Raw genomic sequence first — 17,569 nt, 5'->3', positions numbered from 1 at the left:
ATTGAGTACCAGGCGCGGCAGCTGACGGTCGGAGGGGCCGTGGTGCTTGTCATAGCGCTTTGCCTCGCCCTCCTCCTGGAATAGCAGTGGGCGCACTCCAAAAGGAAAGGTTCCCAGTGTCACGACCGAGGGAATTGTAGCCTCGGGGCCTGCTCTATGCCGCGACCAACTGCTCATCCTGCTCTAGCGCCTCCAGCCACGGCCCAGCAGCTTCCCCTCGCGCCGTTCCCTTAGGAACTCTGCGACCTCCCAATCCTGAAGGCGGTCGAGCGTAAAGGCGATTGCGGCGCGGGGGCATCGGGTGGTCGACTATGGAACAGAACCTAAGCCCGCGTCTTAGCCAAGACGGCTACTCAAGACAGAGGCCGTGGAAGTTGCCTGTCCTAGTACGCGCTGAGCGCGGTTGCGCTCGGGAGTCCCGTGATCGTTGATCGCACCGGTGTGGTGCAGTGGAAAGACCACTCTTCCGCGATTACCGGGGCAAAATCGAAGAATGCCATGGAACCTGCTCAATGCCTGTTGTAGTTAGTAAGTGCTTCCACAATTTAGGAATTTTCGAGCCTATTCATCCTAATCGTTAGCAAAAACCTCTGAACGGCGAGCACGTCAACATGCACCAATTTACCAGAGTGCAATTTTCACGCTTCAAAGCATTCAAGACCTTCCGGTTAGATATCAAAAATTTCAACATACTGGTCGGGCCTAACAACGCAGGCAAATCAACGATCCTGACCGCGTTCAGAATTCTTGCCTCTGGGATACGTCGGGCGCTGGCGCGGAAGGCGACCTTGGTAAGAGGCCCGCAAGGCGTCGTTCACGGCTATGAACTCGACCTATCGCTTATCTCTGTCGCGGAAGAGAACATCTTTTTCAACTACGAAACTGACGAACCTGCCTCGGTGGAATTTCACCTCTCCAACCAAAATACTCTTACCCTCTATTTCCCTGAGCAAGGGGTTTGCAGGCTGATCCCGAACGCAAACGGAAAAATCATTTCAAGCCCGTCGAACTTCAAAAGACATTTCGACTGCGAGATTGGCTTTGTGCCGATCCTTGGTCCGGTAGAGCATCAAGAGCCGCTGTTTGAAAAAGAGGCCGCGAGGCTGGCGCTCTTCAACTACAGGGCGGCCCGAAACTTCAGGAATATCTGGTATCACTACCCAGAGAAATTCGACGAGTTCCGATCAGCTTTGAGGGAGACTTGGCAAGGGATGGACATCGAGCGTCCCGAAGTTGATCGCTCTCATGGAAAACCGATCCTCCATATGTATTGCCCGGAAGACCGGATACCCCGTGAGCTGTTTTGGTCTGGGTTTGGCTTCCAAGTTTGGTGCCAAATGCTCACTCACATTATACAGTCGAGTGATGTATCCCTTTTCTTGATTGACGAGCCGGATATTTACCTTCACTCGGAATTGCAGCGCCAGCTGTTAGCATTGCTTCGCAGCCTAGGCCCCGATGTTCTGCTCGCTACTCATTCAACGGAGATCATAAGCGAGGCTGAAACAGATGAAATAGTTTTGATCAACAAGCAGCGGCATTCCGGACGGCGTATAAAAAGCTCCTCGCAGATCGAAGAAGTCTTCAGTGCACTGGGTTCAAACATGAACCCTATCCTAACCCAGCTTGCCAAGACCAGAAGAGCTTTGTTCGTCGAGGGCAAAGACTTCCAAATTCTAGGCAAATTTTCTAGGAAGATCGGGGCGTTAAATGTTGGCCATCGGAAGGATTTTGCAGTTGTGCCAGTTAACGCCTTTAGTCCTGAGCGCATCAGAAGCTTGAAAATGGGTATGGAGGTCACGTTAGGCACACCCATTGTCGCGGCCGCAATATTAGACAGAGATTATCGGTGCGCCCAGGAATGCGAGGCCGTGGCTGAAGCTTGCTCGGAGTTCTGTGAATATGTCTCAGTCCATCACGGCAAGGAGGTCGAGAATTTTCTGCTAGTTCCTGCTGCTATCGACAGGGCAATGGCGCGACAAATGGCTGAGCGCTCTCAACGGTCAGGTGTTCGCGCGGAGTACGAAGACAGCATCAGCAAGTTCCTTGAGGGTTACTGCGAAGAACGGAAGAGTTATGTTTTGTCTCAGATCCTGTCTGAACGCAGACGTTTCGGCCGCTCGATTGGAAGTTCCGAACACGAAACCGTCATTACCGAGCGAGCGCTGGACGATTTCAGCAAGGTGTGGGGAGAATTCCAAGGACGGCTGAACGTAGTGCCTGGTAAGGAAACGCTAGGTGCCGTCAATCAGTTTTTGCGTGACAAGTACGGGGCGAATGTTAGCCCGATGGGCATAATTGATGCTATGTCCCGGGACGAAGTGCCTACTGAGGTCGTCGCGCTGGTTGAAATGCTAACTGCGTTTTCGTCCGCCAAAAAGCTTCGACCTGCCTAGCCCGCACACACTTGAGACCTCGGAAACTTGATAGCAGCGGCGTGGTCCCCCCTGCTCTGGCAGGGCTTCGTTTTGCAGGCAGGCTTTGTGCCCGGAGCCGCTGACCTCAAGCCTGCCTCCTCGCCGCATCCACACACGATCATGGACCTGCGCTGCCCTCACCACTACCAGACCGCCACGATAGGCCCGACGCCCCATTGCAGAAGGCGGCGACAAGCTCCCAATGCGTGATCACGGGTCCATAGTGTCTGCCTTACCGTTGACGCCTAGGCAACGTGCGAGCCGTCTCACTAGGGCAAGGCCTAGTGAGTTCGCCGAAAGGCTGCGGAGATCGTCTCACACAAGTGGGTATTGACATTTTGAGACTGTCGGATCAAATGATCCAAGAGTTCAGCGATCCTAGCAGGAGTGGCTTACGATGAAGACTCCAACGACCATGCCCACCGGGGCCGGCCAGCTTGTCGGTTACGCCCGCACCTCCACCGCCGACCAGAAGGCCGGGCTTGAGGCCCAGCTAAGGGACCTCTCCGCAGTCGGGTGCACCAAAGTCTTTCGCGAGGAGCTGTCCTCCGTTGCGGCCAAAAGGCCCGAGCTGGAGAGGACCTTGGACTACCTCCGCGAGGGAGACGCCCTCATCGTGACCAAGCTTGACCGACTTGCCCGCTCCGTGGCGGACCTCGTGGACATCACCGCCAAGCTTCGAGCCAAGAGCGTTGCCCTCCGCATCCTGGCGATGAACCTCGATACGGCAACCCCGACAGGAAAGCTCATGCTCAACCTCCTGGGGTCAATCGCGGAGTTCGAGCGGGAGTTGATGCTGGAGCGGCAGCGGGAGGGAATCGCCAAGGCCAAGGCCGACGGGAAGTACAAGGGAAGGGCTCCCACGGCCCAGCGAAAGGCCGCCGAGGTCATCAGGCTCAAGGCAGAGGGCAGGACCGGGGACGCCATCGCCGAAGAGCTGGGGATTGGGAGGGCGAGCGTCTTCCGCATTCTCCGGTCGGTCTAGGGGTCTGCACCCTCCGTCATTGCACAGGTTAAAGTTGTTGCCTGAGGGATCGGCGTGGCCATACTGGGGAGCGCGACTCTAAACGGAGACTGCGCATGACGGCCCCGACCCTGGCTCCACCCCCGGTATCCGCCGACGAATTCCAAGACCCGACGGCCGCCATCACCTTCGCCCTTGACTACCTAGAGGACTTCGAGATCGGTCCCTTCCTGATGGACTGGCGGGCTAGGCGAGGCCTTGACGGTTGGCTCCAGCACATCATCTCCATACGCGCGGAGGTCGCCGGGTTCTACTCGGATACCGGCATCCCCTATGGGCTCGGTGGAGGCTCAGCCATCACCCATCTCCTAGAAGCTACCCGGCTCATCAAGTCCCAGGCCCGAGACATGCCGCTGGGCATTTCCATCGCGTTCCTGGTGGCCGCCATCTGCGGGACTGACGCCAGGAGCCCTGGCGGCGATGCAATGACATTAGAGGAACTTGCCAAGCGCGTGGACGTATCGCCCACCACAATGTCCCAGCATCTTAGGTACCTTGGCCCCGGTTACCGGGAGGGAACGCCCGGCCTCGGGCTGGTGGAGACCGCTCGACATCCCGACAATGGCCGCAAGAAGATCGTCTTTCTGACCGCCAAGGGTCGTGACCTTATAGCGAAGATCGACCGACTGTTGGCTGGTCCCGACTAAGTAGCCGGAAAGGCGCTACGGCTGGTTCCTAACGGTGGGCGGATTGGAGGCCTACTCGCGCCCGGTAGGCCCTTATGATGCCGCCACCAATCGGGGGCAACCCGTTGAAATTCCTCCAGGCGGTAAAATAGTGCATCTAGTAAATCCGCCACTGTTAAAGCAAAATATTTGGGTTCTTCGATAAATTTCCAAATATGACTTGAAATATCCGACATATTTCGCTACTTGAAGGACGTATCTCAAAATACACCAATCACAAAGTTGAAACGATACTCCGAAGCGTCCTCCTTGGGCAAGGGCGGAGCCAGGACATGCCCGAGACATACGTCTGGGGTGTCACCCTCTATTTGGATGCGGGCGATGGACAGCCAGAATGTTTTTTACTCCGCTTCCCCTTGAAGCGATGGACCACACGGACTTACGGCCCTCCTAACAAGGGCTAGGGCGGCCTCTGACAGACAGGCCCAAGCACATACCGTCTGTCCACTCGGCTCGAAGAGGGTCGGTGCTGCTCCTCCCATACGGCGCTTAGGTAGCTAGGTGGAGAACACGGGATGAGGGGCGGGGATGGTCCGGGAGTGATGCCCTCCCGCTGATGAAGACGCGGCAGCGTCGAAACCACTTCGCGCGGGCCGCGCACCTATCTTCCCCGCCAACACGCAATCCATGGGTCAACCGGGGCGACGTCGTCCCTCCTCCAGGCCCAGGCGGCAAGGTCAGTAATGAGCGCGGCCCGCCTACCCAATGCCAACCCCTGACAAAGAAGGAGGCAGCCTAGTGTCTGTCATAGATATTCCGTTTGACCCCGACGAGATTAACGACCCGACTTCTCTCCGTGCGATCATCCAAATTGACCGGGGGCCGAGACCGGAAGGCTTTGCGCCTCCTCAATGGCTCGGGTCTTACGGAGCAGTCCTCTGGGGGCAGGGCGAGTTGCTTCATCTCTGGGGGGCCGGCTGCGCCAGGAGCGATGATACGCTCAGAGCTGCCGCTGTACTGCGTCTCCTGGGGCACCGACAGGAAGACACCAAGGTCATCGTCCACACTAAGGGGCTCGCAGACCAACTGGCCCACGTATCCCGCAGCAGAGGCTTGAAGGCAGACGGCAAGACACCGTTCGACGGCTTCGGGTTCCTGAAGCCCATCCAGGAGGCCAGGGATCGGGGAGAGTGGGAACTGGTGCGGTTCAAGGCGCGGGTGGAGGAGCCCGAAGGATACCACCTCGCAGGCCAGTCGGCCAAGTCCGGTCTCCGCACAGCCATCACGATGCTCCCTCTGTTCGCTACCATCGCCGTCCAGCATAACGATCCTTTCAATTTCATCGCGGCCACCGACGAAGACCCTGACCCGGACGGGCTGGTGAGCCACCTGGAGGCTGCCCATGGATAGCGGGGGGTCGCCTTACGACATCGAGTACCGCGCTGCCGCGCCTTCCGACCTTTCGCCACGCCGCTGTGTCGCATGGGGATGCAACAATCTCACCCAGCGCTCCGCCAGGAACGGCCTCTCGGAGACCCTTTGCAAGCGCCACGTCGAGTTCCGACGCCGCCACGGTACGCACTGGCGGAGGAGCTACACCATGGCAGAGTTGCGTCCATTCCAAGCGGCTTCGAGGCGGTGGCTCAAGTCTCACGGGGGCGACCACAACCTGGTCCACGTCGTCGCAGCTCTGGATGCCCTCCTGGCCGGAAGTGGCACCCCTCGGACTGCGCAGGATGCCCGGTGGGCCGGCACCGAGGAGAAGGTTCGCAACGCATTGGCGAGGCTCCACCATGCGGGCAAGTCTGGGGAGCAGCTCCTCTTGATCACCCTGACCATCAAGGCCGCCCAGGCGGCGCTTGGCCCGCGAGCTCACCTGGAGTTCCAATACGTCCAGATCGCTAAGATGACCCACCGCCTGGCCTCAGGTACGCACATCAGGTCCAGCCTCTGGGGCGACCGTCACGTCTACCCACGGGCGGAGGGGAGCTTCATGCGGCTCCTCGGGCAGACCATCGAGGACCTCGCCGGGATCGTCGCGGGCTCGGGGGCAGTGAGCGAGGTTGTGGAGGCGACGGGGAGGCACGAGCGGTGAGGCACTTTGACGAGAGATCGGACCAGGACCAGGACCACGACCCGCCATTGGTCCTTCTAGGTGGAGGATACTTGGGGGAGGGCGCCATACCTCCTCCAGCTCTCACCATCATGCACGACCCGTGGCTGACCGTCCGGGAGCCATCTCCTTTGGCGGACCTGGCAGCCTCCGCCCACGTCAAGCTTGAGGCAGCCTCTGGCCGCAATCCAAACCGTAAGCCGCGAGGGGACGCCGCAAAGCGCCGCCTCGTGATTGTCCAAAACCTCGTGGCCAGCCTTGCGCTCGTGTCCCTCCGCCACCCACCAGGAACTCGGATTGTCATCCAGGCCGACAAACAGGCCGCCACAAGATATGACCGCAAGGAACTACCCCGAGGTCCACTCATCAAGACCCTCAAGTCTATGGCCGAGGGCGGGCTGGTGACATACCACGGGGCGGTCTTCAGGCAGCGCCGGACAACCATCGAGCCCGCGCTGGGGTTCAAGGCCTTGCTTGCGGGCGAAGGGGCGGCTGTAGGCGACATTGGCCGAGCGCCAGGGGGCGAGACTATCGTCCTGAAGGCGACGGCGGGCAGGAACCGCCCAAAGGTCTTGGTGGATTACGATGACACGGATGAGACCCTTCGTCTTCGCGCCGAGATGGGGACGATCAATGCCGCCCTGGCTGGAGCCGACATAAGATTGTGGGGCAAGCGTCTGCCGCCCGACCAACTCGTACGGGTCTTCCACATTGGGAGCGTGGACGCGCCGGCCACCTTCGACGGCCATGGGCGGCTCTTTCGGGGCTCCTGGCAGTTCCTCCCTCGCGCGGAGCGGGCGGGTCTCACCATCAGCGGCGAGCGCCTAGTGGAGTTGGACTATCGCGCCATGTACGTTCACCTTGCCTACGCGCTGAGCGGGATGGCTATACCGGCCGGAGACCCGTACGACCTGCCGGGGCTTGAGCGGCACCGGGCCGCCGTCAAGAAGGCCATCGCGTCACTGTTCTTCCGCGACGGGACCATGCGCCGCCTCGCCGGAGAACTGAGGGAACTGCTGCCGGGCGGCTGGACGGCGAAGAGGTTGATGGCAGCGGTGGCGGCCCGCCATCCTGCTATCGCACATGCATTCGGTAGCAACATCGGACCGAGGCTTGCGAACGTCGAGAGTGGCATCCTGGTGGCGGTCCTGCTCCGGCTGCTCTCTGAGGGCGTGGTCGCGTTGCCTATTCATGATTGCGTCCTGGTGGCAGGCAGGCACAAAGAGCTGGCCAGGGTAGTGATGCTTCGAGAGTCACGGAGATTGGCGGGGACCGAAGTGCCTGTCGAGGAGAAGGCCAGCCAGTAAATCGCTGCTATGTAGCAAGGAAATAACTCGCTGCTATAGGCTCCAGGTGTGGCCTTGAGGTCATAGAAGGCCTCCGCTCCTCTCCATCTTCGGCCCACCTGGATTAGGTGCTCACTGTGACTGCCTTAAGCACCGGACTCTCGCATTACCTTGAGGTGACGATGAGGGGCGAAGCCCTCTCTCAGCTAAGGGTCTGGGGCACCGGGATCACCGTAAGGGGCCGCTTCAGAAATCCTGGCGAGACAGACCAGCCGTTCTTAAGCTCGTCGGCGCGTTCGGTCGCGAACATTAAGACCCCAAATGAATCCCTGAAGCTGGCAAAGTGACCGGACATATAGCCGCTGTCATCGGGAACTACGCTGGCCACCCGAAACTGCTCGCCCACCTGAAAGTTGCCTTGGCGGAGGGTACGGCTGGGACCGCACATGGCGATGAATTCCCTGGGCAGTTCCCCATTGTAGGCGTCGAGGTTCGAATACCATTGGACCGTGATGACCCCCTCTGGGGGAAGAATGCGTCCAGTCATGGTCGTGTGTAGTGCAAGCGCCAACTTCGAGGCGAAGATGGTGAATGCCCTTGCGACGATCGGACCATCGAGCCGGACGAAGTTCCAACTTGGAAGGCGTGGGGCAATGTTCTGATAGCGCTTCAGCACGCCAAGCTGGTTCCACTCGGGATAGACCTCCTTAGCGAATCCCGGAATCCTAAGCGCGGAATCTATAAGCCTCTTCACCTCTGCCCGCCCGGCCGCAGTCTTCGCGTCGGGCATCATCCGGCTGAAGGTGGCAACCCAGTGCTCTACCGTTTCGCTCGGCGTTTCCCCGCCACAGAAGATGCAGAACGGCTGGTCTTCTCTAATTCGCTGGGAGAATGTCTTTCGCTGTTTGGCCTCGCCCATTCGAATCGTCCCATGACAACAAGACTCCACGCTGAATTCATTATTTTCGCAACAATGATTCGACAACTTCGGCCTGCCAACGCTAAACTTCGACCTGGGGTGCTTGGGGCCATGTTTCGCGTTTTCTCAATTCTGATAGTGCTGTGGGTCGCGTCGGCGTTGCTGGGCGCTTCGTCCGCCCGAGCTGGGTTGCAGTTCCAGGCCGGAGAGACTGACGGCGGGCTCCACTACATCTTGGTGTCAGGCGATTTTGCCTATCAGGATGACCTGTCGGTCTTTGAGGCACTGGCGCGGTCGAGCACCGCAACGGCAGTTACATTTCGGTCTCCAGGCGGCAACATCCAGAAGGCTATGGACCTGGGTCGGCTAATTCGAAGGCTGGGCATGGGGACCGCGCAGTTTAGGGCCTCTGAATGTGCCTCTGCTTGCTCGTTGGCCTTCTTGGGCGGGGTGATACGCTTTGCCGAGGCGGGGTCCATAGGCGTCCACAAATCATCGTTTCAAGGAGAAGTCCCGCTCAGCACCGACGAAGCTGTCTCCGCCGTTCAGCAAATCACTGCCGACGTTATCACCTATATGATCGAGATGGGTGTAGACCCCGCGCTGCTCCAGCTTTCGTTGCAATATGACAGCAACGACATCCGCTACCTCTCTATGAGCGAGATGGCGAAGTACAAGGTCGTCACTTTCACCCCCGACGCAGGCCAAGCAACAGTGGCAAGCGCGGTGCCGTCCCCGATGCCACCGGCTCAGCCCACATCGCCGACCGCGACCCCCACGCCTCCACTTTCTGCGAATCCTTCACTCGTGATCCCAGAGGCCCATTCTGGTCGGATAGGGCACCCTAAGGGCTCTGCACCCCTCAAGGTATTGCCAGACGGAAAGTCCACGAATGTCGCGGTCCTGCGGAATGGGAGCGCAGTGGCGATCCTGGACATCGTCGGTAGGTGGTACCGAGTCCAGGCCGGGAATCAGGTCGGCTACATGCACGATACCTGGGTCCACATCGATCAGTATGATAGCGGCCCATTTGGACAGCGCCACATCCAGGTCAAGAGCTTCGACAACTACGCAGAGGCCGAGGCTTACGTTCGGACATCATCCATACCGCTCTCCGCCTACCTTGCCACTAATGGCTGGTTCGCCATCACCCTCGCCAACACCTTCGACGAGCCTATGGCTAAAACTCTGGTCAGCGAGATGAAGGCGAGAGGTGCAATCCCTGACGACGCCTACGCAACCTTCGGTAACACCTACGTTCGCAAGGTGTGCTGCCAGTAGACGCTGCCAAGGAGGCATAGTGACAGCAAGGTCTGGAATTCTCTATCGCCTCCTCCGTGGACCCCGGACGGCCATTGCCGGTGTCGTCTTGGTGGCTGCCTTGGGGCCACTCCACGCCGAGACCGTAGACGTGAAGTATCGCGGCCCTGTGGACCTCGCCGAGTTCGAATGCACAGGCGAGCTGGATAGCAGCGTGGTCAAGCGCGTCTGCTACAACGCCGAGCACTCCTACATGCTCATTCGCCTCAAGCAGACTTGGTATCACTACTGCGAGATTGACCAGGGCACGGTGGACGAGCTGCTAGCAGCAGAGTCCAAGGGGCGCTTCTACAATTCGAGCATCAAGGACTCGGGGACGGCCGGTAAGTTCGGATGCCGGGACAAGCCGGTGCCGGAGTTCTGACGAAGATGCGCGATGAGGTCATAGAATCTGCAAGACGTGTGGCTGAGCGGGAACTTGAAGCGCTCCGCAAGCAACTTAGGTCGACGGCTGCGGAGGCTGCCGGACGAGGCGTGTTGCACTCATCGATGTATTTCCGGCTATGCGCAGAGCGCTCTCGTGAGGGGTTCCGGCAGCTATGCAACGCCACCGCCAGCCAGATCGGCAATATTGAAGGCGAAGCGGCGCCTGGGTATGCGACAGTGCTTGATGAAATGCTAGGTGGGTTTCGACAACAGGTGCTTGGAGCGTTTCCGCTGCCGGGCGCTGGCCGCCAAAGCGTGGCACTAGGCGCGGTCGCCTGCCAAACGGTTTCGGAGCTTGAGCGGCACCTCGTTCTGGAACAGGCTGGGGTAATTGCGGATTTGCGGCTCGGCATCGTTGGAGGACAATCCGTGACAAAACTCCCGTCTGTAAGTGTCGACAATCGAGGGGGCTCCGCCCAAATTGCTGTTGGCGGCAGTGGCAATTCGCAGACGGTGCACGGAAATCTTCAGGCAGCTAGCGGGATAGACACGCGGTCGCTGCTCGATATCCTTGAACGTGTTCGGTCCGAAGTTGATGCAGCCCCGCTGGCGATAGAGCATAAGGACGCTATAGGAGACGCCGTTGTCGCCCTGGAGCATGAAGCGAAATCTCAAGGGGCCGACAAAGGGCGAGTAAGACGCTGGCTGACCAAGATCTTGGAAATCGGCAAGGAGCAAGGCGTCCCCATCGCACGTTCGGTAATAGAGGAGTATTTGAAAAGCCTGGTGACGGGTGGCGGCTAGGGCGAGCGGAGCATCTGATGTGCAACCTCTACAACATCACCACGTCGCAAGAAGCCATCCGCCAGTTGACCCGTTGAGCCACCTGCTATCGGCAAGCACCCGTGAGTTGACCGCGAAGAATGTTTGCTCAAGCACCTTGTGGATGTAGCATGCGCTTGTCGTCATCAGCGTCGTTCCTGCCGCCTTAGAGATCAGCTCGCGCGGAGGCACTATAGTGACTGAGCTTACAAGCGATCTCCGTGTCCCGGCTGCGCAATACATTCGCATGTCGACCGAACATCAGCGGTATTCTTTAGAGAACCAAATGGCAGCCATCGCTGAGTATGCCGAAAAGCGAGGGTTCGCTATCGTTGATACCTACGCCGATGCCGGTAAAAGTGGCTTAACCTTGAAGGGAAGAGATGGCCTGAAGCAGTTGTTGGCTGACGTTGTGACTGGCCAACACTCGTACTCAGCGATCTTGGTTCTGGATGTTAGCCGGTGGGGCCGATTTCAGGATACGGACCAATCCGCCCACTACGAATTCATCTGCCGGGACGCCGGGGTTGCGGTTGAGTATTGCGGCGAACCATTCGAGAACGACGGCAGTATGGTCTCGATGATCATTAAGAACCTGAAGCGGGTGATGGCCGGTGAGTACAGCCGCGAACTGTCTACAAAAGTCTCAAGGGCGCAAACACAGCAAGCGCGTCTTGGGTTTAAACAGGGCGGTGGGGTGCTTTATGGAATAAGGCGCCTGTTGGTTAGCGAAGATGGAGAGCATCGATTTCTCCTCGGGCTAGGCGAGCAAAAGGGTTTAAGCACAGATCGCGTTGTCTTCGTGCCCGGTCCACCGGATGAAATCGCAACCGTGCGCCGCATTTTCCGGATGTTCGTTAACCAGCATCGAACAACGACAACCATCGCGCGAGAACTGAACGCTGAAGGTATCCCTGCAACAAACGGTCAGGCTTGGACCCAAACCCGCGTCAGAACCCTGCTCACAAGCGAGTTGATGATAGGATACTACGTCTACAACGTACGAACACGGCGGATGAAAGGACCGTCCAGACCAAATCCTCCAGACCTATGGATCAGAACACGGGTGATGGACCCGATTGTTGATACAAAACACTTCGCGAAGGTTCAACTGGAGAGGCGACGCAAAATCGGCAATACCTATGCGCAAGCTGACATGATCGATAGGTTGAGGAGGCTCTTCAGGGAGAAGGGAAAGCTCTCTCAGGGAGTAATTGATGCCTGTCCATACACTGCTGCTTCGAGTTCGTATGTAAACCACTTTGGAAGCCTCGTGGCATCCTATGAACTCGTCGGATATAATTGCCCTTGGCAGCCAGGTCTCAGGTATACGGATGACTATCTAATCGACGGGATTCGACGCCTCCATGCCAAGTTTGGATATGTCACAGCTAAAATGATTGATGCCGACCCAGACCTCCCTGTGTCTCGTGTGCTCTCGTTTCGATTTGGTTCGTTAATCCGGGCCTATGCGCAGGCAGGCTTTCCTTCAACTAGATATGAGTCCGTCCGTGCGGGGATGAAAAGGGCGACGGCACGTCCTCACTGCAAGTTTAAGTGGGGATTTACGAATGATCAACTTCTCGATGGACTCCGGCGGCTACACGCAAATTTTGGATATATTACCTCTGCCCTCATCAATGCAGACCCCGACCTTCCTGCTGCCAGCGTGTTCAGGTCGCGATTTGGCTCGATACTCCAAGCCTATGGGTTGGCAGGGTTCCCAACTACCCGATCAGAGTCACGCTCAGCGGCGCGGAAAAGAGCGAGGGCGCGTTTAGAGACGGCGGAACGCTAAAGCAAAGCGCTGTGAGCTTGGTTCTGTGGTCGTCATTCTGATCGCCGAATATCGATATCTATGTCGAGGTAATGTCTACTTGTCCTCCGCGTCGACCTTTCTCAGCCCGATTGAGCGATTCGAGACAACGGACAAGGCGGTCGATTGAGAACTCCCCCGTGCGGCCGGTGGCGATGGCGGCGACATCAGGCTCCTTCATCCCAAGCATCTCAGCCGTTTTCGTCGGGGTCAGGCGGCGGCGTTTGATAGTGGCGCGGATTTCGCGGGCCAGCTTGGCCTTGAGGAATTCCTCTTCGGCATTGTCAAAGCCCAAGTCCGCAAACACGTTGCCGCTGCTCATTTCGGCGGTAATTTCTTCATTCATAGCTTTGGTCCTTGCCATTGTTCTCTCGGCCCTTCAATCCCGCCGTCACTAGTTTATGCACGAACACGCCGTGGGTCGCTTCGGCAAATGTCGGCACGGGGATAGGATAGGCCCGCCGAGCGCAGAGGGCCATTAGGACCGCGAAGGGCTTGGCGGCGAGACATGCCGGGGTTATCGCATGGTCACGTGAGGACAACCCCTCGCTTGGCGAATATGCGGAACCCACGACGCTCTTTGTGGGTGGCGACGTGTCAGACTTAGAGTGAGGCGGCCCCTGGCGAGCTTTCAAACCTTCGCCTTGCGCCAGCCTGCCCACCAAGCCTCCCACTGCGAGCAGAACCATCGCTCCCCACGAGCAGGGTTTATGCGGGTCGCCAAATAATACGCTTGGCCGGGCATATGGTAGATGTGCTCACCCCACTCGTTGATGTTGCCTTTGATATCGCAGCCCGGCTTGTGGAACGCGACTTGGCTGGAGGATGCACCGGGCGAGTGAACTGTTGGAAGGCGGGCCTGGCCACCAACTGTGAGGTAGGCGGCGGAAGCAGCCGCTAGCAGCGCCAGGGCTATGGGAAGGCGAGCCGCAAGAAGCAAGCGCCACAGTGGCCTTCGCCGCCTTGCCCAGTTGGGATGAACTGTTTTGCCCATCGCCTCTCCCCAGCGATAGAATGCGTCCGTTGTCACGGGGAGTCCAGAAGACGCCGGCATGCCTCTCGCGCTGGGGGTTGGTGTCTCGCCGCCGGAAGGATGAGGTTAGCGTCCGGCGGGTCGAGGAGGGTGGCATCCGCTAAGCTCAGACCACAGGGCGCTTGAGGTCGATGATGAAATTGTTACCCGCCTCTGCGCCATAGTTCATCGCGGCAACCCCCGTGACTGTGAAGATGATCCCAAGAGGGAACACCACTGCGAGTAGCACGAAGGCAATGCCGATCAGCAGCCAGCCGTGGCGCACCAGGTAGGGCATGAGGCCGATAGCTATCAGCAGCCGCATCTCTAGGTTCCAGACGGAGCCGAGGATACGCCCGACAATGGGCATCATCTCACTCAAGGAATCCTCGACCCGCTGATAATCGCTGCGCGGAGCCTCAGGCTGCTCAACGGTATCTTGGGTTGCCTCGACCTCAACCACCGCCGGGTCCACCACCAAGCTCGGCTCCGCTCCGGTGCCCAACCATCTCGTCGGCATCAACCACCCGATGACAAACCCGATGGGGCCGAAGACCACCGCTCCATTGACGCCGCCGCCCAATGCCACGACACCCGTGCTAATACCAATGAAGCAGCCGAGCCCACCGCAGAGCAAGCTGCGTGTGAGCCGACTTTGCAAGTATTGCGAAGGACCGTTCATCCGAATGAAAACGTGAAGGGTTTACCGCCTAGAGTGCCCGTGCCAGTTCCGCGCATGCCCGTCGAGACGAAGGTGAACGGCCCGCTTGAGCCGTCGCTGCACGTAAATGTCCCGCTTCCCTGGCGATTGTTCACGTAGACAAAGTCACCGTTGCACTTGCGCCCTTTGTTGCTGGTGATGGTGAGATTGCCGGCACCGTCCGCGTAGCCTGTGGCGCTACCAGTGAAGGTTTCGGCGCCATCGCCAGACTGTCCCCGCACGGGCAGCGTCATGGCGCACCCCCCAAGCATCAAGCACGCGGCGAGCACCGCAAGACTGTTCTTTTGCATTTCAAGACCCCCTTTGAGCTTCGCGGCCGCATACAGCCACAGTATCAGTCGGGCCTCAAGCGTCCTTTTTGACTGTCCACTGGACACGCTGGCTGTGGCCCATACTATGTGCCCGGCTTGGAGGACTCAGTATGATTTGGGACTTTTTGGTGGGCGTGTGGGAGACATTGCGAACGGACGCGCAAACGTGGTCCATGGTGGTCACAGCCGCCGCAACCATCGCTCTTGGATTTTTCACATGGGTGCTGGCGCGAGAGACGATGAGGCTCTCAAGGGCAACGGCACAGGCTCACGTGGTGGCAACCCTAGAGCCGAACCACTGGTCCCTCATGCACGTTGACCTAATCGTCACGAACACAGGGAACGCCGCCGCGCATGACGTGGCAGTGAGCTTTAGTCCGGAGTTTGGGAAGGAAGGCCATAAGGACCAGGGGCGGCCGTTGAGACACATCAGCGTGTTGAAGCCGGGCCAATCGTTGTCGAGCTACGTGGGCGACTACGAGCAATTTCACGAGAAGATTTTTGAAGTCGCGACCAGTTGGAAGCACCACCCAGAGGAGCGCAAGCGCCAGTCTCTTAGCTATGAGTTGGCCATGGGAGACTATGAGGGTTACGGCCACTTGGGTGCCCGCTCCCCGCTTATTCAAATGGCGGAGCAACTCAAAAAGCTGCGGGAGGACTGGGAGTGGGTTGCCCGGGGATCGCACAAAATCAAAACGGACAACTATTCCAGCGATGACCGTGAGAAGGAGCGGAGGCGAATAGAGGCGTTGCCCAAGAGCCGGACAAAGCCTGCCGCCAAACCCCGGACACCTAAAGGGGAGGGTGGGAACCAAGGCTGAATTTTGGGCACCGCTGGCCGCCCATTAGATATTGAAGATGTTGTGGTCAACTGTTATGGGACTAGATGCGCTAGTCCTGAAAAGCTCTTTGTTTTCAATGCTGGGGTGCTACCTCTGAGGGACTTCAATCCTCTCTCGCAGCACCATCCTATCCCATTGAAATCATTGAAGCCATTGACTTGTAAGGCATTGCGACCATTGTCTTGTTACAAAATTCGTAACAAAATGGTTTGCAAGCGTCATGGCCGGAGCCAATCGGTATCTCTTATTCCGCGACGGCCGCTACTACGCTCGGCTGGTCATTCCAAAGGACCTTCGCCCTGCCATGGGAGGAAAGACGGAACTTCGGACGCCACTTGGCGCTGACCGCCGCGCCGCTCTCAAAAGACTTGCCGGTGAAGTCGCTGCTATCCAGCACGCGCTAGCTGTTGCCGAACGCAATGTCGCCCAAGCGGCCGGCCATCGCGTTGAACTTGGCCGCTATCCGTTGTCGGCCCCTCAAATCGCCAGCCGGGACTACCAGATGCTGCTCGCTTTCGACGAAGAAATCCGAGCGACCCATCATCAATATGCAGGCTTCGAGGTGGACTACGATAAGGGTCGGCGCCTTCGTGATGGATTCTCCGGAAAGCTGTCAGACGATGCACTCGAACAGCTGGTTGGCGACCGGATCGAGCGCTTTGAATTTCTTGGCAATCACACGGCTGTCAAGGGGACATCAGAATGGCGTGCGATAGCGCGGGCTCTTTGCGTGTCCGCCTATGAAGCTATGTCTCGGCAACACGAACGAAACGACGGTGACTTCAAGGGCGCGCCCTCGCACCCGTTGCTAATAGCCACACAGCCGGTCGAGGATGACCGCCAGCCGGTTTCCCTCACGGGTCTGCTTGGTCACTACCTGGACGAGCGTGCCGCCGACGGCAAGGGCAGGGAGGCACGCAAACGCTGGACGCCTGTTTTCGCTAACCTGTCCACGTTCATCCGCCACAACGACGCCCGCAAGCTCACTAAGCAGAACCTTCTCGATTGGAAAGATGCGAGCCTGAAAACTCTCGCCAGCAAGACCGTCGCTGACGTGTATCTGGCCTCCGTGCGGACGGTCCTGAAATGGGCTGTGAACAATGATCGGCTCGAAACCAACGTCGCGGAAAACGTTCGTATCAAGGTTTCGAAAAAGCAGCACTCGCGGGAACAAGGCTTTACCCTTGACGAGGCAGTCGCCGTTTTGAAAGTAGCTCGCGACTATCAGCCGGAACATTCTGACAATCCCCAGACGCGTGAAGCACCGCAGACAACCGCCGCTAAGCGTTGGTCACCGATCTTGTGTGCCCACACCGGAGCGCGAATCGCTGAGATTACTCAGCTTCGGAAGCAGGACTTTCGCTACGTTAAGGATGTGCCGGTAGTTCGGATCGCGCCCGACGCTGGTTCCGTAAAGGCTGGCAACTATCGCGATGTTCCGTTGCATCAGCAACTAATTGACCTGGGGATAATGGATTTCGTGAACGGTTCTGTCGATGGCCCGCTCTTCTATCCAGCGTCGAAAAAGAAGGACGGGGCGCGTCCGGCGCGAACCGTAGGTGGCCGTGTAAGTGAGTGGTTGCAGGCAACGAAGGTAATCCCCGAAGGCGTGAGCCCTAGCCATGGTTGGCGCCACCGATTCAAGACGGTAGGTCGTGAGATGGAAATTGCAGATCGGACGCTTGATTCAATCCAAGGCCATGCCGGACGAACCGCCGGCGACGACTATGGGGATGTGACGATCGCAGCGAAGGCGTCCGCAATTGCTCGGTTGCCCCGGTATGAATTTTGACGATTGGAATAGTTCCGCACCTAGATGACCATCTCCAGAGGCGGAACTTCAGTTGCCGGATTGCTCCGACTGCCGGTGGCGTGCCGGTGCGATGGTCACTAAACACACGCTTCAATAAAATAAACTGCCCACCTTCCTACGATCCCTTCGACAGACCGCTATAGGCGTTTTTAGACGGCTCT

General features: G+C 58.4%; 17 protein-coding genes. 12 read left to right on the top strand and 5 right to left on the bottom strand.

The window, feature by feature from the left end:
- The first annotated feature begins 611 nt into the window (after positions 1-611).
- From AC1DXU_RS20255 to AC1DXU_RS20230, 6 genes are all read left to right on the top strand, one after another.
- On the top strand, positions 612-2,396 hold the full coding sequence (locus AC1DXU_RS20255; protein WP_477371858.1) for an ATP-dependent nuclease: 1,785 nt from the start codon (positions 612-614) through the stop codon (positions 2,394-2,396).
- Positions 2,397-2,814: 418 nt separating this feature from the next.
- Positions 2,815-3,402 (top strand): recombinase family protein, encoded by a 588-nt coding sequence (locus AC1DXU_RS20250; RefSeq protein ID WP_477371856.1) that lies wholly within the window; start codon positions 2,815-2,817, stop codon positions 3,400-3,402.
- Between the two features lie 95 nt (positions 3,403-3,497).
- Positions 3,498-4,088 carry a hypothetical protein gene (locus AC1DXU_RS20245; protein ID WP_477371855.1) on the top strand — a complete coding sequence of 197 codons (591 nt, stop codon included), beginning with the start codon at positions 3,498-3,500 and terminating at the stop codon, positions 4,086-4,088.
- 777 nt (positions 4,089-4,865) lie between these two features.
- A complete protein-coding gene (locus AC1DXU_RS20240; protein WP_477371853.1) occupies positions 4,866-5,477 on the top strand; it encodes a hypothetical protein in 612 nt (203 codons plus the stop codon).
- A 190-nt stretch (positions 5,478-5,667) separates the two neighbouring features.
- Positions 5,668-6,162, top strand: coding sequence for a hypothetical protein (locus AC1DXU_RS20235; RefSeq protein ID WP_477371851.1), 495 nt, complete (start codon positions 5,668-5,670; stop codon positions 6,160-6,162).
- A gap of 71 nt (positions 6,163-6,233) precedes the next feature.
- Positions 6,234-7,487 carry a hypothetical protein gene (locus AC1DXU_RS20230; RefSeq protein WP_477371849.1) on the top strand — a complete coding sequence of 418 codons (1,254 nt, stop codon included), beginning with the start codon at positions 6,234-6,236 and terminating at the stop codon, positions 7,485-7,487.
- A 181-nt stretch (positions 7,488-7,668) separates the two neighbouring features.
- Here the strand turns inward: AC1DXU_RS20230 and AC1DXU_RS20225 are convergent, their stop codons facing one another.
- The gene (locus AC1DXU_RS20225) at positions 7,669-8,385 is read right to left on the bottom strand and encodes a hypothetical protein (protein WP_477371848.1); all 717 of its coding nucleotides are present in this window, start codon (positions 8,383-8,385) and stop codon (positions 7,669-7,671) included.
- A 111-nt stretch (positions 8,386-8,496) separates the two neighbouring features.
- Between AC1DXU_RS20225 and AC1DXU_RS20220 the strand changes: the two genes are divergently transcribed.
- The 4 genes from AC1DXU_RS20220 to AC1DXU_RS20205 all read left to right on the top strand — a co-directional run bounded on the left by AC1DXU_RS20220 (position 8,497) and on the right by AC1DXU_RS20205 (position 12,691).
- Positions 8,497-9,666, top strand: coding sequence for a COG3904 family protein (locus AC1DXU_RS20220; protein ID WP_477371846.1), 1,170 nt, complete (start codon positions 8,497-8,499; stop codon positions 9,664-9,666).
- 130 nt (positions 9,667-9,796) lie between these two features.
- Positions 9,797-10,069 (top strand): KTSC domain-containing protein, encoded by a 273-nt coding sequence (locus AC1DXU_RS20215; protein WP_477371844.1) that lies wholly within the window; start codon positions 9,797-9,799, stop codon positions 10,067-10,069.
- A gap of 5 nt (positions 10,070-10,074) precedes the next feature.
- On the top strand, positions 10,075-10,875 hold the full coding sequence (locus tag AC1DXU_RS20210; RefSeq protein ID WP_477371842.1) for a hypothetical protein: 801 nt from the start codon (positions 10,075-10,077) through the stop codon (positions 10,873-10,875).
- 214 nt (positions 10,876-11,089) lie between these two features.
- Positions 11,090-12,691, top strand: coding sequence for a recombinase family protein (locus tag AC1DXU_RS20205; RefSeq protein ID WP_477371840.1), 1,602 nt, complete (start codon positions 11,090-11,092; stop codon positions 12,689-12,691).
- A 58-nt stretch (positions 12,692-12,749) separates the two neighbouring features.
- On the opposite strand, the gene AC1DXU_RS20200 is transcribed toward AC1DXU_RS20205, so the two are convergent.
- The 4 genes from AC1DXU_RS20200 to AC1DXU_RS20185 form a co-directional block, all read right to left on the bottom strand.
- Positions 12,750-13,055: a helix-turn-helix domain-containing protein gene (locus AC1DXU_RS20200; protein WP_477371838.1), complete on the bottom strand. Its 306-nt coding sequence runs from the start codon at positions 13,053-13,055 to the stop codon at positions 12,750-12,752.
- A gap of 285 nt (positions 13,056-13,340) precedes the next feature.
- The gene (locus tag AC1DXU_RS20195) at positions 13,341-13,703 is read right to left on the bottom strand and encodes a sunset domain-containing protein (protein WP_477371836.1); all 363 of its coding nucleotides are present in this window, start codon (positions 13,701-13,703) and stop codon (positions 13,341-13,343) included.
- A 145-nt stretch (positions 13,704-13,848) separates the two neighbouring features.
- Positions 13,849-14,310, bottom strand: a complete 462-nt coding sequence (locus tag AC1DXU_RS20190; protein WP_477371834.1) for a hypothetical protein — start codon at positions 14,308-14,310, stop codon at positions 13,849-13,851.
- 89 nt (positions 14,311-14,399) lie between these two features.
- On the bottom strand, positions 14,400-14,732 hold the full coding sequence (locus AC1DXU_RS20185; protein WP_477371832.1) for a hypothetical protein: 333 nt from the start codon (positions 14,730-14,732) through the stop codon (positions 14,400-14,402).
- 131 nt (positions 14,733-14,863) lie between these two features.
- Between AC1DXU_RS20185 and AC1DXU_RS20180 the strand changes: the two genes are divergently transcribed.
- Both AC1DXU_RS20180 and AC1DXU_RS20175 read left to right on the top strand, forming a co-directional pair.
- Positions 14,864-15,574: a hypothetical protein gene (locus tag AC1DXU_RS20180; protein WP_477371830.1), complete on the top strand. Its 711-nt coding sequence runs from the start codon at positions 14,864-14,866 to the stop codon at positions 15,572-15,574.
- A 241-nt stretch (positions 15,575-15,815) separates the two neighbouring features.
- Positions 15,816-17,387, top strand: coding sequence for a DUF6538 domain-containing protein (locus tag AC1DXU_RS20175; RefSeq protein ID WP_477371829.1), 1,572 nt, complete (start codon positions 15,816-15,818; stop codon positions 17,385-17,387).
- Positions 17,388-17,569: the final 182 nt, after the last annotated feature.

The organism is Mesorhizobium sp. P3_A10, assembly GCF_056403175.1.
The sequence above is the reverse complement of the archived record's forward strand: the minus strand, read 5'-3'. Positions and strand labels throughout refer to the sequence as shown.

Bases quoted from the DNA above. Each gene is read 5' to 3' on its own strand.
- AC1DXU_RS20200 (WP_477371838.1), bottom strand. From the start codon at position 13,055: ATGAATGAAGAAATTACCGCCGAAATGAGCAGCGGCAACGTGTTTGCG.
- AC1DXU_RS20245 (WP_477371855.1), top strand. From the start codon at position 3,498: ATGACGGCCCCGACCCTGGCTCCACCCCCGGTATCCGCCGACGAATTC.
- AC1DXU_RS20220 (WP_477371846.1), top strand. From the start codon at position 8,497: ATGTTTCGCGTTTTCTCAATTCTGATAGTGCTGTGGGTCGCGTCGGCG.
- AC1DXU_RS20250 (WP_477371856.1), top strand. From the start codon at position 2,815: ATGAAGACTCCAACGACCATGCCCACCGGGGCCGGCCAGCTTGTCGGT.
- AC1DXU_RS20180 (WP_477371830.1), top strand. From the start codon at position 14,864: ATGATTTGGGACTTTTTGGTGGGCGTGTGGGAGACATTGCGAACGGAC.
- AC1DXU_RS20225 (WP_477371848.1), bottom strand. From the start codon at position 8,385: ATGGGCGAGGCCAAACAGCGAAAGACATTCTCCCAGCGAATTAGAGAA.
- AC1DXU_RS20195 (WP_477371836.1), bottom strand. From the start codon at position 13,703: ATGGGCAAAACAGTTCATCCCAACTGGGCAAGGCGGCGAAGGCCACTG.
- AC1DXU_RS20175 (WP_477371829.1), top strand. From the start codon at position 15,816: ATGGCCGGAGCCAATCGGTATCTCTTATTCCGCGACGGCCGCTACTAC.
- AC1DXU_RS20255 (WP_477371858.1), top strand. From the start codon at position 612: ATGCACCAATTTACCAGAGTGCAATTTTCACGCTTCAAAGCATTCAAG.
- AC1DXU_RS20185 (WP_477371832.1), bottom strand. From the start codon at position 14,732: ATGCAAAAGAACAGTCTTGCGGTGCTCGCCGCGTGCTTGATGCTTGGG.
- AC1DXU_RS20235 (WP_477371851.1), top strand. From the start codon at position 5,668: ATGGCAGAGTTGCGTCCATTCCAAGCGGCTTCGAGGCGGTGGCTCAAG.
- AC1DXU_RS20210 (WP_477371842.1), top strand. From the start codon at position 10,075: ATGCGCGATGAGGTCATAGAATCTGCAAGACGTGTGGCTGAGCGGGAA.